This is a genomic window from Streptomyces sp. cg36 (assembly GCF_041080675.1).
Lineage (GTDB): Bacteria > Actinomycetota > Actinomycetes > Streptomycetales > Streptomycetaceae > Streptomyces.
Genome location: NZ_CP163520.1, coordinates 2,968,546 through 2,983,803 on the forward strand (window position 1 = coordinate 2,968,546; position 15,258 = coordinate 2,983,803).

The 15,258-nt window shown below is 72.4% G+C and carries 16 protein-coding genes; 1 reads left to right on the plus strand and 15 read right to left on the minus strand.

Annotated elements, in window-relative coordinates; genetic code table 11:
* Window positions 1-2: 2 nt before the first annotated feature.
* The 13 genes from AB5J87_RS13070 to AB5J87_RS13130 form a co-directional block, all read right to left on the minus strand.
* Complete coding sequence (locus AB5J87_RS13070; protein WP_369376701.1) at window positions 3-593, minus strand: hypothetical protein; 591 nt, start codon at window positions 591-593, stop codon at window positions 3-5.
* Window positions 594-621: 28 nt separating this feature from the next.
* Window positions 622-1,329 carry a pilus assembly protein TadG-related protein gene (locus AB5J87_RS13075; RefSeq protein WP_369383503.1) on the minus strand — a complete coding sequence of 236 codons (708 nt, stop codon included), beginning with the start codon at window positions 1,327-1,329 and terminating at the stop codon, window positions 622-624.
* Window positions 1,326-1,556, minus strand: a complete 231-nt coding sequence (locus AB5J87_RS13080) for a hypothetical protein (protein ID WP_369383504.1) — start codon at window positions 1,554-1,556, stop codon at window positions 1,326-1,328. The genes AB5J87_RS13075 and AB5J87_RS13080 overlap by 4 nt, the downstream gene beginning before the upstream one ends.
* A 132-nt stretch (window positions 1,557-1,688) precedes the next feature.
* Complete coding sequence (locus AB5J87_RS13085) at window positions 1,689-2,414, minus strand: response regulator (RefSeq protein WP_369376702.1); 726 nt, start codon at window positions 2,412-2,414, stop codon at window positions 1,689-1,691.
* Window positions 2,411-3,700 (minus strand): sensor histidine kinase, encoded by a 1,290-nt coding sequence (locus tag AB5J87_RS13090; protein ID WP_369376703.1) that lies wholly within the window; start codon window positions 3,698-3,700, stop codon window positions 2,411-2,413. The genes AB5J87_RS13085 and AB5J87_RS13090 overlap by 4 nt, the downstream gene beginning before the upstream one ends.
* 10 nt (window positions 3,701-3,710) lie before the next feature.
* A complete protein-coding gene (locus AB5J87_RS13095; RefSeq protein ID WP_369376704.1) occupies window positions 3,711-4,598 on the minus strand; it encodes a DUF5936 domain-containing protein in 888 nt (295 codons plus the stop codon).
* A gap of 10 nt (window positions 4,599-4,608) precedes the next feature.
* Window positions 4,609-5,547, minus strand: a complete 939-nt coding sequence (locus AB5J87_RS13100; RefSeq protein WP_369376705.1) for a type II secretion system F family protein — start codon at window positions 5,545-5,547, stop codon at window positions 4,609-4,611.
* A gap of 7 nt (window positions 5,548-5,554) precedes the next feature.
* Complete coding sequence (locus AB5J87_RS13105; RefSeq protein ID WP_369376706.1) at window positions 5,555-6,892, minus strand: CpaF family protein; 1,338 nt, start codon at window positions 6,890-6,892, stop codon at window positions 5,555-5,557.
* Between the two features lie 16 nt (window positions 6,893-6,908).
* On the minus strand, window positions 6,909-7,286 hold the full coding sequence (locus AB5J87_RS13110) for a TadE/TadG family type IV pilus assembly protein (RefSeq protein ID WP_369376707.1): 378 nt from the start codon (window positions 7,284-7,286) through the stop codon (window positions 6,909-6,911).
* Window positions 7,283-7,681: a TadE/TadG family type IV pilus assembly protein gene (locus AB5J87_RS13115; RefSeq protein WP_369376708.1), complete on the minus strand. Its 399-nt coding sequence runs from the start codon at window positions 7,679-7,681 to the stop codon at window positions 7,283-7,285. The genes AB5J87_RS13110 and AB5J87_RS13115 overlap by 4 nt, the downstream gene beginning before the upstream one ends.
* Complete coding sequence (locus AB5J87_RS13120; protein WP_369376709.1) at window positions 7,678-8,913, minus strand: CpaE family protein; 1,236 nt, start codon at window positions 8,911-8,913, stop codon at window positions 7,678-7,680. Before AB5J87_RS13120 ends, AB5J87_RS13115 begins: the two co-directional genes overlap by 4 nt.
* Window positions 8,914-8,920: 7 nt before the next feature.
* Complete coding sequence (cpaB, locus tag AB5J87_RS13125; RefSeq protein WP_369376710.1) at window positions 8,921-9,625, minus strand: Flp pilus assembly protein CpaB; 705 nt, start codon at window positions 9,623-9,625, stop codon at window positions 8,921-8,923.
* A gap of 68 nt (window positions 9,626-9,693) precedes the next feature.
* Entirely contained in the window at window positions 9,694-10,578 is an 885-nt protein-coding gene (locus AB5J87_RS13130; RefSeq protein ID WP_369376711.1) for a hypothetical protein, read from the minus strand.
* A 237-nt stretch (window positions 10,579-10,815) separates the two neighbouring features.
* Here AB5J87_RS13130 and AB5J87_RS13135 point away from each other — a divergent pair, with 237 nt between their 5' ends.
* Complete coding sequence (locus AB5J87_RS13135; RefSeq protein WP_369376713.1) at window positions 10,816-12,507, plus strand: chitinase; 1,692 nt, start codon at window positions 10,816-10,818, stop codon at window positions 12,505-12,507.
* 114 nt (window positions 12,508-12,621) lie between these two features.
* On the opposite strand, the gene AB5J87_RS13140 is transcribed toward AB5J87_RS13135, so the two are convergent.
* Window positions 12,622-13,470, minus strand: coding sequence for a serine protease (locus AB5J87_RS13140; RefSeq protein WP_369376714.1), 849 nt, complete (start codon window positions 13,468-13,470; stop codon window positions 12,622-12,624).
* A 187-nt stretch (window positions 13,471-13,657) separates the two neighbouring features.
* Window positions 13,658-15,223, minus strand: a complete 1,566-nt coding sequence (locus AB5J87_RS13145; protein WP_369376715.1) for an AAA family ATPase — start codon at window positions 15,221-15,223, stop codon at window positions 13,658-13,660.
* Window positions 15,224-15,258 lie beyond the last annotated feature (35 nt).

Consider the following 15,258-nt stretch of genomic DNA (forward strand, 5'->3'; position numbering starts at 1 on the left):
CCTCAGCCCGAGATCTTGATGGTGGCGGTGGGCATGGTGGGGAGCTGGAAGTCGACGTCGCTGACACTGGCGGGCGGCGCCGGGAACTGGGCGTAGAAGGGGGTCTCCTGGCCCGCGGCGATCCCCATCGTGAACTGCGAGCACAGACACCGGCCGTCGGTGTCGCGCAGGATCAGATAGCGCTTCTTGCCCGCCTTGTCGACGAGCGCCGCGCCCGCCATCGAGGCGCCGTTGTTGCGCAGCTCCTGCTCGGTGCCCTGCCAGCCGGGCGCGGAGAACGCGTCCTTGGAGCCGTTCTTCACCAGGCCCTCGACGGTGACGAACCCTCCGGCGTCCCGCTTGGCCGAGTTGATCACCACCTCGATGCCGCCGGCGCCGCTGATGGTCGCGAGGACCTCGGTGCTCTGGGTGGAGGGGGCGCTCCCCCGGGACTTGGCCCCGCCCGAGCCCGCCGGAGCGGTGGAGGCGTGGTCGGCGCCCTTCTTCCCGCCCCCGCCGTCTCCCCCGCAGGCGGTCAGGGTGAGCGTCAGGGCGGCGGCAGCGGCGGCGACCACCAAGCCTCTCGTCCGCGCCCTGGTCTTGGCCTGGTCCATGAGTGAGCCCTCTCGATCCTTCGTACGCTTAACGGTCGGCCAGCTGGACGGAGAACAGGTCGGACGCCTTCGGCAGCAGGTCGAGGTGGAGCGGGTCGATCTCGAAGTCCCGCCCGTCGCAGAGGAGCCGGTAGGTCTTCTGCTCGCCCCCGGGCCCGCCCGGCCCCGGCGTCCCGCCCGGGTCCGGCGTGCCCCCGGGGTCCCCGGTCTGCCCGGGGTCCGGCGTGTCCCCGGGTCCGCCCGTCCGGTCCTCGGGCAGATGGCAGCGCGGTACGACCACGGCGGTCGCCTTGGCCTTGCCCCGGTGGTCCTGGGTGGCGGGGATGACGGACCTGCCCGCCGTCCGGTCGGTCACCACGCTCACCGTGTAGGTCGGCTCGGGCCGGAAGTCGAGGTCGCAGCTCTCGGCGGTGGCGTCGTTGCGCGCCGCGAGGTCGGACGCGGCGGTGCAGGAGTCGTGCGGGAGCAGTCCGCTCGCGTCGCCGTCGAGGAGCTTGCGCCAGCGCTCGGCGTCGAAGGTGTCCATCAGGCCGTCCCGCAGCCGGTCCCGGAAGTCCTGGGCCGCGGCGAGGGCCGCCGCGTCGGCCGCGGTGCCCGCCTCGTTGCGCACCATCGCGGCCTGCGCCACGGCGAAGTACGCGAACGCGAGGAAGAGCAGGGCCGCGATCGCGGTGATGTAGAGGGGGAACGCCTGGCCCCGGTCCCCGCCCGGGCGGCGGGCGGGGCGCCGGGTCAGGGATTGATCCGGTTGATCGCCGCCGTGATCTTCCCGGCGATCGCCGATCCCACGTTGGTCTGGGTGAGCACCAGGATGATCCCGACCACCACGATGATGATCCCCATGTACTCCACCGCCCCCTGCCCCCGGTCCCCCCGCCGCCGCAGCGCCGACGCCGTGGTGGCCAGCCAGCCGTTGACCCGGATCCTGGCGGCGGTCGTGGCTTCGAGGAGCTTGGTGTTCATGGGGGTCCCCTCCGGGTTCGACGGCGGTGCCGCGTTCGACAGCCGCACCGTACCGGGGGGTTCCGGTTGCGGCACAGGGCCCCAGGGCCCAATTCCGGGCCCGCGCGGCCGGCCGGCGGGCGGCGCCGCGCCTCATGTCCGGGCCCCCTGGCCCGTCCGGGTGCCCAGCCAGGTCGCCAGTGCCTGGGTGCGGCTGTTGCTGTGTAGCTTCGCGAAGATGCGGTTGATGTGGTTCTTCACCGTCTTCTCGCTGATGAAGCAGGCGTCGGCGATCTGCCGATTGCTCATGCCCGCCGCGATCAGCTCCATCACCTCCACCTCCCTCCGGCTCAGCCGCTCCTGCCCAAGTTCCTTGCCCGGCACCCAAGTTCGCGGACCCGGGCTCTGGAGCGACTGTCCCACATCCGGTTGCATCCGCGAAGCCTCTTCGTTCGGATTTAATGAAACGATCGGGTCCATGACATGCAGGGTGCGCGCGGCCGACGCCGAGAAGCGCGACCGGCCCGCCGTGATGTCCCGTACCGCGCCCACCAGTTGCTCCACGGTGAACTCGCCGTGGACGAGGTACCCCCGCGCGCCCAGCCGCAGCGCCTCGCGCACCGTCTCGCTCCCGCCGCTGTACGTCAGCATCATCACCGGCGCCAACCGCACCAGTCGGGGCAGGGCCGTGAGCCCGTCCACCCCGGGCATGCGCACATCGAGGAGGACCACGTCCGGCCGGTGCAGCAGGGCCGCCTCGTACGCCTCGCGGCCGTCCGCCGCCTCGGCCACCACCCGCAGGCCCGGGTGGCCGCGCAGCAGCGCGGTCAGCCCGGCCCGCACCACCGGGTTGTCGTCGGCCACCAGGATCCGGGTCATGCCGCACGCTCCCGTCCGGCCCGCAGCGCCGCGAGCGGCAGGTCCAGGCGGACCTCGGTGCCCCGCAGCTCCTCTCCCCGGCCGATGCGCAGCCGGGCGCCGAGCCCGGCCGCCCGCTCGGCCATGCCGACCAGCCCGAAGTGGCCCGCCCGGCGCAGCCCGTCCAGCGTGGTGCCGGGCGGCAGGCCGCGCCCGTCGTCGCGGACGCTGATCCGCAGGACGTCGCCGACCACTCCGGCCGACACGTCCACGAAGGCGGGGCCCGCGTGCCGGTGGGCGTTCTCCAGCGCCTCCGCGGCGATGGTCAGGAGCTGGCGCGCGATGGGCCGGGGCACCGGCGGCAGCGGCGCCGCGGCCGTGTCCAGCGGCGTGTAGCGCACGCCCACCCCGGTGCTGCGGCGGGAGAAGTCCCGTACGCGCGCGGCCAGTTCCGACAGGACGTCCACGTCCGCGTCCGGGCCGCCGCGGCTGCGCAGGTCCGCGAGGAGCTCGCGGGACTCGGCGGCGGCGCGCCGGGCCGAGCGGGCCACCAGGGTGGCGCGGCCGTGGACGGTGGCCGCGTCGGTGCGGCCCGCCGAGGCGGCCAGGCCCTCGGCGGCCAGCGCCACCCCGTGCAGGGTCTTGGCGACCGAGTCGTGCAACTCGCGGGCCAGGCGCGCCCGTTCCTCCTCGACGGCCAGCCGGGCCCGGGCCTCGGTCAGGGCCTGGGAGGCGAGCGAGAACCGCAGCAGCAGCCCGCGCAGCGCCACCCCGGCCGCGCCCGCGAGGACGCAGAAGCCCGGCAGCAGCAGGGCCGGGGCGACCGGGTGCTGGTGCTCGCGCTGGGCCAGGTAGGCGAGCGCGAGCACGACGCACTGCAGGCCCGCGAAGACGCCCGCGCGCCGCCAGCCGTAGGCGAGCCCGGCCAGCAGCGGGGTGCAGACCACGACGTAGCCGAGCGGGGAGTCGGTGGTGGCGGTGAACAGGAGCAGCGCGCCGAACACCGTGTCGACGCCCAGCAGCCAGGGGTGGCGCAGCAGCAGCGGGCCGAACCGCTCCCAGTCGCGGTAGAGCGCGTACGAGCCCATGAAGGTGATCAGCACGGCTCCGGAGACCAGCCAGGTCGGGATCCCCCGGGCCGTGTTGGCCAGGGCGAAGGGGGTGCCGAGCCCTATCATCGCCAGCCGGAACAGGAACACCTGTCGGCACAGCGCCTGCAGGGCGTTGACCTGGAGCGACTCGGCGGGTTCGGGCGGCGCGGACGTGATCGGGTCCGGGGCGGCCCCGGGCAGCACCGGCTCGGGCATGGGTGCCTCCTCACTTCCCCGTGAGCGAGCCGATGTCGGCGTTGGAGCCGAGCAGCATCGCGGAGGCCATCAGGATCATGGTGGCGGGCACCATGAACGTGGTGATCATCAAGGTCGCCTTGGGCACCGCCTTGGCGGCCTTGCGGCGGGCGTTCTGGGCGTCGGTGCGGCGCATGTCGGTGGCGATCGCTATCAGGGTGTCCACGATCGGCGCGCCCAGCTCCTCGCCCTGCTGGAGCGCGGTGACGAACATGGCGACCTGCTCGGAGTCGTTGCGGCGGCGCAGGTCGTCGAACGCCTGGCGGCGGCTCACCCCCATGTCCATCTGGCGCAGCGCTATGCGCACCTCGTCGGCCCAGGGGCCCTCGTACTTCTCGGCGACCCGCTCCAGGGCCTGGCGGAAGCCCAGCCCCGCGGAGACCACCACGGCGAGGACGTCCAGGAAGTCGGGCAGGGTGCGCTCGATGTCGTCGCGGCGGCGGCGCACGGCCGCCCAGATGCCCACCTCGCCCCAGTAGAACGCGAACGCCACCATCAGCAGCGCCAGCAGGTAGTTGCCGCCGAAGACCATCACGGCGGCGCCGAACGCGCCGAGCGCCCCGTAGACCGCGCGCCGGGCCGCGTACCGGTCGATGGTCAGACCGCCGGGGTTGCCCGCCATGTCGATCTTCCGGCGCTTCTCGGCGACCCGCTTGGGCCCCATCAGCCGCTGCACCAGCGGCGCGTAGCGCATGCCGAGGCGGTCGATGGCGCCACCGGTGCGGGTGGTGCGGGTGGCGCCGACCTCCAGGGCGAGCACCAGGTCGCCGGGGAGTTCGGCCTCGGCGCGGTACATCCGGACGCCGTGGATGGCGCCCAGCACGCTCAGGGCGGTCACCAGTCCGAGCAGCATGTCCATGTCCGCCCCCTCACACGTCGATCTTCGAGATGCGGCGGATGGCGACGAAGCCCAGGGCGTAGAGCCCGAGGGAGACCACGACGGCGGCCTGGCCGAGGAACGAGCCGGTCATCTTGGCCAGGGAGCCCGGCGCGATCTGGTTGACCAGCAGCATGGCGCCGACCCCCATCGCCGGGACCGCGTACGCCGTGGTGTTCACCTGGGAGAGCTGGGTGCGCACCTCGCGGCGGGTCTCCTTGCGCTCCTCCAGGGTGGTGGTGAGGTTGCGCAGCGAGCTGACGACGGCGCCGCCCGCCCGGTTGGCGAGGATCAGGGTGGAGACCAGGACGACCAGTTCGCGCGAGGGCAGCCGCTTGGCGAGCTCGCCGAGCGCGTCGTCCAGGGTGCGGCCGAGGGCGAGCTGGTCGGCGACCGCCTTCAGCTCGTCGCCCGCCGGGGCCTCCAGCTCGTCGGCGGCCATGGCGATCGCGGTGCGCAGGGCGAGTCCGGCCTGGGTGGCGTTGGCGATCACCCGGGAGATCTCGGGGAGCTGGTTGATGAACGCCTCGGTGCGCCGGGTGCGCTGCCAGTTGAGGAAGGTGTTGGCCGCCCACAGGCCCGCGAGGGCGGCGAGCGGGCCGAAGAAGGAGGCGAGCACGGAGGCCGCCACCGTCCACAGTCCGGCCACCCCGGCGAGCACGGCCACGAAGAACTCGCCCGGGGTGAGCGCGAGTCCGGTCACCGCGAGCTTGCGCTGGATGCGCCGCCCCAGTTCGGTGCGGCGCAGTCTGCGGTCCAGGGCCGCGAACCGGCGGGGGTGTCCGGCGGGCGGCGGCTCGCCCGCGGCGGAGAGCCGTTCGACCAGGGCCCGGCGCTGGGCCCGGCCGGTGGCGTACGCGTGCGTGCCGGCGACCGCCGCCGCACAGGCGAGCAGCGTGCCGCCGATCGTCAGCTGGGTGAGTGCGGACATGGACGGGCTACCTGGCCTCTCGGATGGCGAGCTGGTCGTCTTGGTACGCGATGCCGAACGCCTGCGGGACGGGCTGGCTGGAGAGGTAGAGCCGTTCGGCGACGCGGCGCGGGACCGGGAAGTGCCGGAACTCCCCGTACACCCGCCCGTCGGCGCCCATCGGGCGGGGGTCGAAGCGGGCGACGGTGGTGAGCCGGTAGGGGTCGCGGCCGTGCGATGCGAGCAGGGCGATCTCGGTGACCCGGCGGGAGCCGTCGGCGTGCCGGGTGAGCTGGACGATCACGTCCACCGCCGAGTTGATCTGGTCGTGCAGCGCCTCGAACGGGATCTTGATCTCGGACATCGAGGCGAGGGTCTGGAGCCGCATCAGGGCGTCCTCGGCGCTGTTGGCGTGCACGGTGGCCAGGGAGCCGTCGTGGCCGGTGGACATCGCCTGGAGCATGTCGAGGGACTCGCCGCCGCGCACCTCGCCGACCACGATCCGGTCGGGGCGCATCCGCAGCGAGTTGCGGACCAGGTCGCGGATGGAGACGTGGCCCTTGCCCTCGACGTTGGCGGGGCGCGCCTCCAGCCGGATCACATGGGCCTGCTGGAGCTGGAGTTCGGCGGAGTCCTCGATGGTGATGATCCGCTCGTGCTCGGAGATCAGCCCGGAGAGCGCGTTGAGCAGGGTGGTCTTGCCGGTGCCGGTGGCGCCGGAGACGATCACGTTGAACTTGGCGTGGATCAGCCCGGCGAGCAGCATCAGCATGTGCTGGTCGAGCGAGCCGAAGGTGATCAGCTCGGGGAGCGTGAAGGAGCGCGGGAAGCGGCGGATGGTGAGGGTGGCGCCGGTCAGCGAGAGCGGCGGAATGATCACGTTGACGCGCTCGCCGGACGGCAGCCGCGCGTCCACCATCGGGTTGGACTCGTCCACCCGGCGGTTGACGGTCGACACGATCCGCTCGATGGTCTGCATCAGCTGCTCGTGCGAGGCGAACCGCAGCGGCAGCCGCTCCACCCGCCCGCCGCGCTCGACGTAGATGTGGTCGGGTCCGTTGACCATGATCTCGGTGATGGAGGCGTCCTCCAGCAGCGGTTCGAGCACGCCGAGGCCGAGCGCCTCGTCGACGACGCGCCGGATCAGCTGGGCGCGCTCGCCGGTCGACAGGACCGGGCCCTCGCGGCTGATGATGTGGCCCAGCACCCGCTCCAGGCGGGCCCGGCGCTCGGCGGCGGCCAGCGACGACATCTCGGCGAGGTCGATCTCCTCCAGGAGCTTGCCCCGGTAGGTGGCGACGAGGTGCGCGTCGCCCTCGCCGACCCGGGTCTCCTCGGGGACGGTGATACGGGCCCGCAGGCTCATCCGGCGTACCTCCTCCTCAGTCGCGTGCGTCGCAGGGCATGGTGGCGCTCTTGTGGACCGGGCCGAAGTGGTCGACGCCGGGGAAGACGGAGGGGATGGTGACGGTGACGGTGGCGGTCGCCGTGGCCCCCGGGCAGCCCCCGGCGCTGATGTCGCTGCGCTTTCCCACCCAGTCGCTGACGGCGGCCCGGCCCGCCTGTTCGGCCCCCGATGCCCGCTCCCGCTGGGCGGCGGTGCGGGCGGCGGCGCGGGCGGCCGTGCCCGCCTGCTGGGCGGCGTAGGCGGCGAGGCCGAGCTGGACGCCGGCGAGGGCCACCAGGAGCAGCAGCGGCAGGAACCCCAGGTACTCGACGGCGGCCGAGCCGCGCTCGCCCCGGCGGGCGCGGCGCCTCACGGCGTCTTCTCCCGGGCCGCCCCGGCGTGCCCGTGCACGGTGAACCCGAAGTTCAGCGCGCCCGGGAAGAGCACCGGGACGCGCACGCCGACCGTGGCCGCGAAGACGTCGGGGTCGCCGCCCCCGCCGCAGCCCGGGGTGCCGTCCCACCCGTCGGGCAGGGCCGCCGCCATCGCCGACGCGCAGGCGCCCGGACCGCCGTTCCTGGCGGCTCCGGCCCGCGCCCCTTCGTCGGCGACGTGCCCGGCGACGGTGAACGCGTAGCCGGTGAGCACCAGTTGCCAGATCGCGACGAGCGTCACCAGGATGATCGGGAGCATGCCGGTGAACTCCACCACGACCTGTCCCCGGTCCCGCCGGGCCGGGTCCCGCAGCCCGCTCGTCCGGCTGTTCATCCGTGCCCCCGGCGGCGCAGGGCGAGGGCGCCCCGGCCGCTCCTGGCGGCGGCCCCTTCGGCCGCCTTGACCAGGCCGAGCTCCCCGGCGAGGGTCCACAGCGCCTGCTTGACCGTGGACTTGGCGTCCAGGTCGTGCAGCCGCCCGGAGTCGACGACCGCCTGGAGCTCCTTGAAGTGGGCGGGGACGGTGGTGCGGGTGACCCGGGTGCCGGTGACCTTCTGGACGATGGCGGGCTGGATCTCGGTGGCCCGGGTGTGCCGGTTGACGACGGTGGTGGTCTCCTCGGCCTTGCGGATCTGGAGCCGGTCCCACATCCGTACGACCCGCTTGGCCGCCCTTACGGAGACCACGTCGGGGGTGGTGACGAGCAGGGCGATGTCGGCCATCTCGACGGCGGCGGCGTTGGCGCCGTTCATCTGGGTGCCGCAGTCGGCGATCACCACCTCGTAGCGGTGCCGCAGGGCGGAGACGATCTGGCGGGCGGCGCGGTCGGTGACCTCCTCGGCCCGCTCGCCGTCGCCGGGGGCGAGCAGCAGGCCGACGCCGGTGGAGTGGGTGAACAGGGCGTCCTGGAGGACCCGGGGCGAGATGTCGGTGATCGCGGCGAGGTCCGCGACGGAACGGCGGAACTGGACGTCGAGGTACGAGGCCACGTCCCCGGCCTGGAGGTCCATGTCGACCAGGGCCGTGGTGCGGCCCGAGGCGCAGGCGGCGAGGGCGAGGGAGACGGCGGTGACGGTGGTGCCGACCCCGCCCTTGGCGCCGGTGACCGTCACGAACGTACCGCCGGGCCCGGTCGGCACCTCCGGGGTGCCGCCCAGGTGGCGGCGCACCCCCACCGACCACTGGGCCGCCGTCTGCACCCGGCTGACCAGCTCCTCGTAGTGCAGCGGCAGGGTGACCAGGCCGCGCGCGCCGGAGTCCATGGCGGCGGCGAAGAGGCCGGGGCCCGCGTCGGAGGTGATGAGGACGACGCCGACGGCGGGGAAGCGCAGGGCGACCTCGCGGACCAGGTCGAGCGCGGGGACGGGCCCGATGCGCTCGTGGACGAGGACCACTTCGGGCAGTTCGTCCAGGGAGTCCCCGGCGAGCCGGGCCAGGGTGTCCAGGAGCTGGGTGGAGTCGCCGACGGGCATCGCGGGCTCGGCGTCCGGGAGCTGGCTGAGCAGGGTGGTGACGGACCGGGCGGCGTCGGCGTCGCCGACGGCAGGGAGGATCCTGGTGGTCATCCGAACCTCACTGGTCCTTTTCGAGGCGGTACGTGCGCTCGCCGGGCGGGATCGAGGGGGCGCCGCCGGGCGCCACGAGCGCGAGCCGCACGTGCTGGGCGAAGGACTCCGCGTAGGCGACGCGCTGGGCGTCGGCGGTGTTCAGGGCGAAGGTGATCGGAACGGCTTCGGTGGTCTTGTTGCGGTCGTCGCGGCCCGGGTCGAGCGGGGTGAGCCGGCCGACGTCCAGGACGCGGGCGCCGGAGACGATGATCTTCGACTGGGCGGTGTCGCCCTGCTTGGTGGCGGCGAAGGTGGCGAAGATGTTCACCGAGGAGCCCGGCTGGATCTTGCCGGCGACCCCGGTGGAGGCGTCGATCATGATCGCGATCTCCTGCTCCCCGCCGCGCAGTTCGGGGCGCTGGACGATCATGTCGCTCTGGAGCAGCGAACCGGCCCGGAGCGTGGTGACGGCGATCTTCCCCCGGATGGCGGCGAGGTCGGTGACGGCGTTGCCCGACAGCCAGCGTTTGGGCATCGAGGTCTTCTCGAACTGGCCGGGCTTCAGCTCCGTGTAGGGCTGGACGTCGTCCTTGACCCGGTACGCCGTCACCTCCGGGCCGACCTTCGCGTTGGCGTCGTGGATCACCGAGAGCACCCCGGCGAAGGCGCCGACCGCGCACAGGACCGAGACCAGGAGAAGGATGACGCCACGGCGCTGACGGGAGTTCATTGACCGTACGACCTCGTTCGGTGACGTGGGACTGGGGCGGACAGGGCCACCGCGCGGGCGCGCGGCGGCTAGGAGGTGCCCCCGGCGGGGAGCCGGAGTTCGGGGCCGGGCACCGGGGAGGCGCAGAACCCGCAGCGGTCGCCGATGAGTTCCATGCCGCACCAGCGGCACGACTCCCGTCGCACCGAGGCGACCAGCTGGTAGAGCACGGACAGATCGGGCAGGTACGCGGCGAACTCGGTGAGCTTGGCGGTGCCCCACCACGGGGCCGAGTACCCCGGCAGCGGGCACTCCTGCACCCCGTTCACCTGCCAGAGCGCGGCGAGGGTCCCGGCGGCCCAGGAGCTCGTGGCACCGTCGCCCGCGACCACCAGATGGCAGGAGTAGTCGGGGCCCTCCAGCTCGCCCGTACCCACTCTGACCAGCTGCGGGACCGGATGCGCCAGCACCGCGAACTGGCTGCCGGGCAGCCAGGACCTGGCGTGCGTCTTCAGGGCCACCGGGACCCGGTCGAGCCGGGTGACCGAGTTGAGCACGGCTCCGGCGTGGATGTAGTGGGCGAGCAGCCGGGCGGCCGAGGCCAGCACCCCCGGGCTGAAGTCGCAGACGGACAACTGCCGCAACTGGCGCACCAGGACGGCGAGGCCGAGCGGGGGCAGCGCGGAGGGGATCAGGGTGATCCGGTCGCTCTCCAGGATCGAGCGGACCGTGTGCAGGCGCCGCCGGTGGGCGTCGGGCAGCGAGTCGGGGTAGAGGGCGACGACGTGGCCGTGCTGCTCCAGGAGCCGGTGGGTCTCGCCGAGGGCGGCGTCGAGCGACTGCTCGTCCGGGGAGGCGAGCACCGCCGCCGGGGGGTAGGGCTCCGACCCGGCCGGACCCGGCCGGGAGTTCGGGGAACCTTCGATGGCTGGTAACAACAGGTCCGCGTTGGTGACGGCTATCGCAGTTGGCACATCAAGTCCCCGTTCGCTCCGGGCCGCAGAGCCCCCGCCACAGCAGCTGATCACCGCGTTCCCCTTGTGCACCAGCACTGTATCCACGACATCGCTGCGGGTGAACACCCTTCTCTTTTCTGTGACTCCCCGGGAGTTGCCAGAGGTCTTGACAACCAGATTGGTCTGGACCAACTTGTACGCACAGCGCGCGCCACTTCCCCACCGACCTCCCCACTCCCCCACCGGAGGCAGCAAGTGAAACGAGCAAGCGGCAGAGTCGGCCTGGCCGTGGCCGCGGCCGGCGCCCTGTCCATAGCCGGGCTCACCGGCACCGCGCACGCCGCCGACGTCAACAACGCCAAGAACGCGGGCTTCGAGTCGGGCCTGGCCAACTGGAGTTGTACGGCGGGGAGCGGCGCCACCGTCTCCTCCCCCGTGCACGGCGGGACCGCCGCCCTGAAGGCGTCCCCGTCCGGCTCCGACACCGGCCAGTGCAGCCAGACCGTCGCGGTGAAGCCCAACTCGACGTACACCCTGAGCTCCTGGGTGCAGGGGTCGTACGTTTACCTGGGCGCCTCCGGCACCGGCACCAGCGACGTCTCCACCTGGACGCCGGGCACCGGCGGCGGCTGGAACCAGCTGACGACCACCTTCAAGACCGGCGCGTCCACCACCTCGGTGCAGATCTACACCCACGGCTGGTACGGCCAGCCCGCCTACTACGCCGACGACGTCTCGGTCTTCGGCCCCGACGGCGGCGGGGGCGGCGACCCGGCCCCGACGGTCCCGGCGGCCCCGGGCGGCCTCGCGGCCGGCACGGCCACCTCCTCCTCGGTGGACCTGTCCTGGGGCGCGGTCTCCAACGCGACCGGCTACAACGTCTACCGCGACGGCGCCAAGGTGCAGTCGGTGACCGGCAGTTCGGCGACCGTGACCGGGCTGAGCGCGTCGACCTCGTACCAGTTCCAGGTGACCGCCACCAACGCCGCCGGGGAGTCCCCCAAGTCGGCGGCCGTGAGCGCCACGACCTCCCCGACGGGCACCCCGGGCGGCGGCGGGAACGTGCCCAAGCACGCGGTGACCGGGTACTGGCAGAACTTCAACAACGGCGCGACCGTGCAGAAGATCAGCGACGTGCCCGCCAACTACGACATCATCGCGGTCTCCTTCGCCGACGCCACCGGCACGCCGGGCGGGGTGACCTTCAACCTCGACACCAACGGCCTCGGCGGCTACACCGTCGACCAGTTCAAGGCGGACATCGCCGCCAAGCACGCGGCCGGCAAGTCGGTGATCATCTCCATCGGCGGCCAGAACGGCACGGTGTCCATCAACGACTCCACCTCGGCGAACAACTTCGCCAACTCGGTGTACTCGCTGATGCAGACCTACGGCTTCGACGGCGTCGACATCGACCTGGAGAACGGCCTCAACTCGACGTACATGACGCAGGCGCTGCGCTCGCTGTCCCAGAAGGCGGGCAGCAAGCTCGTCATCACGATGGCGCCGCAGACCATCGACATGCAGTCGACGTCGGGCGAGTACTTCAAGACGGCGCTCAACATCAAGGACATCCTGACCGTCGTCAACATGCAGTACTACAACAGCGGTTCGATGCTGGGATGCGACGGCAAGGTGTACTCGCAGGGCTCGGTGGACTTCCTCACCGCGCTCGCCTGCATACAGCTCCAGGGCGGTCTCGACCCGTCCCAGGTGGGCCTCGGCCTGCCCGCCTCGACCAGCGGCGCGGGCAGCGGCTACGTCTCCCCGTCGGTGGTGAACGCCGCCCTGGACTGCCTGACCGCGGGCACCAACTGCGGCTCGTTCAAGCCCTCGCGCACCTGGCCGGGGCTGCGGGGCGCGATGACCTGGTCGACCAACTGGGACGCCAGGTCCGGCAACGCCTGGTCGAACGCGGTCGCCCCGCACGTCCACGCCCTCCCGTAACCCCCGCACGCACCGGCTCCCCGCACCCCCGTCGAGGGGTGCGGGGAGCTCCGCGCGGCACGGGCGGGTCCGTCACGGGCCGGACGCCACGGCCCGGACGTCACCGCGCGGGCGTCACGGCTTGGGCAGCGTGCAGCCCGGTCGGCTCAGGTCGAACTTGTTGCCGGTGCCTATGCACGGCACGATCGTGTAGGTCTCCTGGGCGTAATTGATCTTGTAGTGGACGGTGACGTTGCCGTTCTGGTCCACCTCGCACGGGTTGTTCTCGGTGCAGCGCTGGCCGTCCTCGTTGCCCGTGTTGTTCACGGCCACGACCTTGCCGGTGGTCGTGTCGATGACCGGGGAGCCGGAGGTGCCCCCGATGGTCTGGCAGGCGGAGGTGTAGCGGACCGAGTCCTTCCAGGTCCAGTCGCCCTCCTTGAGCCGGTAGACGAACCCGTCGACGTTGCAGCTGTAGGTCCGCTTCCAGTAGCCGGAGACCACCTTGATCGCCGTCCCGGCGGTCGGGTGCTGGTCGTTGAGGGTGAGCGCGGCGATCCCGTACTGGCTCTGGATCTGCGCGTACGTCTTGTTCAGCTCGTACACCGAGATGTCGGTGTCGGTCATCGTGGCGTACGAGACCTTGGTGGCCCGCAGCGTGGCGACCTTGCTCGCCGAGCCGTTGAGCAGCGAGAACGTACGGGAGGAGGGCTGGTCGGTGATGACCTCGCCCGCCGCCGGGAAGCCGGTCTCCAGGCAGTGGCCGTTGGAGAGGACCAGGGCCGGGTCGTCGGGCTGCGAGTTGGGCGTGCGGATCAGCGAGCCGGAACAGTTGCTGAGCGCCACCGTGCCGGCGAAGTTGACCGCCTTGACGGCAGGCGCGGCCTTGGCCGCGGGCTCCTTGGCCTGGGACGCCAGGGCCGGGGCGGCGGCGGCTCCCACCAGGGTGAGCGAGAGCAGCGCGCCGACGAGAGGCTTGTTCATGTGGGGGTTCCCCTCTGCAGGGATCCAGGAGTGGGTTCCTGGATTTGTCATGCGCATTGTTGGGTGCGCCAACCCCCTTGAGCAACAGTCGAGTTCAAGCCAGACCGGCCGGTTGCCCGGCCCTGTCGTGACTCGTCCCCGTACGCCCCACGGTCCCCGTACGCCCCTCAGTCCTCCATGAACACGGTCAGTCCTCCATGAACACGATCCGGCGGGCCGGGGTCGCCGCGCCCGGACCGGCGGTCGCCGTGGTGCGGCCCGCCGCCACCGCCCGCTCCCGGCCCCAGGCGCGGATCTCCTCGATCTGCTCCGGGTTGTTGCGGCTCAGCGGAATGGTGTTGGCGAAGGTGTCCAGGACGAACGAGGGCCGCAGCGCCTCCGCCCCGCCGCCCAGGTACACCTCGGCGCCCACGTCGTGCAGCGCGCCCTCGATGTCGGAGCCCGCGAACCCCTCGGACAGGTCCACCAGCCGCGCCAGCTGGTCCGGGTCCGGCTCGGCCTTCACATAGCGGCGGTAGTAGAGCTGGATGATCTCCTTGCGGTCCTGCGCGTCGGGCAGGTCCACGAAGAACAGCTCGTCGAAGCGGCCCTTGCGCAGCAGCTCCGGCGGCAGGCTGCGCACGTCGTTGGCGGTGGCCACCACGAACGCCCGCGAGCGCGACTCCTGGAGCCAGAACAGGAACTGGCCGATGATCCGCTGCGGCACGCCCGTGCCGTCGTCCCGGCCCGCGAGCCCCTTCTCGATCTCGTCGATCCACAGCACACAGGGCGCCACCCGGTCGGCGGTCTCCAGCGCCTCCCGGAACCGGCCCTCGGACTCGCCCAGGTACTTGCCGTGGATGGAGCCCATGTCCAGCCGGTAGAGCGGCAGTTGCCACTCGGCGGCGATCGCCTTGGCCGACAGCGACTTGCCGCAGCCCGGCACGCCGACCAGCAGCACCCCGCGCGGCGGCCGGATCTCCGTGTTGCGCAGGTCCGCGCGCATCAGCTGGTGCTTGCGCTGGAGCCACTCGCGCAGATTGGTCAGCCCGCCGACCGTGTAGTCGGCGTCCTTGAGCCGCACCTTCTCCAGGCCGGTCAGATCGCTGAAGATGCGGTCCTTGGACTGGGCGAGCGCGGTGACGTCGTCCTTCTCCACGGCGCCCTTGGCGGCGACGGTCGCCATCAGGTTCACCGCCTCCGCCTCGGTGACCCCGAGGAGCGTCTCGGCGGCCCGCCGGGCGTCGTCCTCGGACCAGGCGATCGGGATGATTCCCTGGTGGTCGGTGAGGAACCCGGCGAGCACCCCGTACATCTCGTCCGCGTCCGGCAGGTCCAGCTGGAGGCTCATGCCGAGCCGCTGCAGGCCGCTCCACACCGGGGTGTCGGTGAGCAGGATGATCGAGCCGGAGTTGTTGCCCGCGAGGCGGGCGATCTCGGCGATGTGCCGGGTGAGCGGGGTGTCCCCCTCCAGGTCGTCCGGGTCGACCAGGATCAGCGTGGCGTTGGGGCGGGCGGCGAACTGGGTGGCCGCGTACTCCATGGCCCCGGTCAGCGAGCGGTCCTCCTGGAGGTGCGCGTTGGTGCGCAGGTCGCGCAGCCCGGTGGCGCGGGTGTAGATCCAGAACGGCATGCTGCTGCGCCGGGGGTGCGTCGCCACCTCCCGCACCAGCCGCAGCGCCCGCTGCTGCTCGATGGTGCGCATGCCGATGACCGGCACCCGGGCGGAGATGTAGCTGTCGAGGTCGCGATGGCTCTCGGCGTAGTTGGGCATGCGGGGACTTCTCCGGTCGGATCGGTTGCGTGGTC

Coding starts and splice junctions, on each gene's coding strand:
- AB5J87_RS13070 (WP_369376701.1), bottom strand. CDS start 593: ATGGACCAGGCCAAGACCAGGGCGCGGACGAGAGGCTTGGTGGTCGCC.
- AB5J87_RS13080 (WP_369383504.1), bottom strand. CDS start 1,556: ATGAACACCAAGCTCCTCGAAGCCACGACCGCCGCCAGGATCCGGGTC.
- AB5J87_RS13085 (WP_369376702.1), bottom strand. CDS start 2,414: ATGACCCGGATCCTGGTGGCCGACGACAACCCGGTGGTGCGGGCCGGG.
- AB5J87_RS13090 (WP_369376703.1), bottom strand. CDS start 3,700: ATGCCCGAGCCGGTGCTGCCCGGGGCCGCCCCGGACCCGATCACGTCC.
- AB5J87_RS13095 (WP_369376704.1), bottom strand. CDS start 4,598: ATGGACATGCTGCTCGGACTGGTGACCGCCCTGAGCGTGCTGGGCGCC.
- AB5J87_RS13100 (WP_369376705.1), bottom strand. CDS start 5,547: ATGTCCGCACTCACCCAGCTGACGATCGGCGGCACGCTGCTCGCCTGT.
- AB5J87_RS13105 (WP_369376706.1), bottom strand. CDS start 6,892: ATGAGCCTGCGGGCCCGTATCACCGTCCCCGAGGAGACCCGGGTCGGC.
- AB5J87_RS13115 (WP_369376708.1), bottom strand. CDS start 7,681: ATGAACAGCCGGACGAGCGGGCTGCGGGACCCGGCCCGGCGGGACCGG.
- AB5J87_RS13120 (WP_369376709.1), bottom strand. CDS start 8,913: ATGACCACCAGGATCCTCCCTGCCGTCGGCGACGCCGACGCCGCCCGG.
- cpaB (WP_369376710.1), bottom strand. CDS start 9,625: ATGAACTCCCGTCAGCGCCGTGGCGTCATCCTTCTCCTGGTCTCGGTC.
- AB5J87_RS13140 (WP_369376714.1), bottom strand. CDS start 13,470: ATGAACAAGCCTCTCGTCGGCGCGCTGCTCTCGCTCACCCTGGTGGGA.
- AB5J87_RS13145 (WP_369376715.1), bottom strand. CDS start 15,223: ATGCCCAACTACGCCGAGAGCCATCGCGACCTCGACAGCTACATCTCC.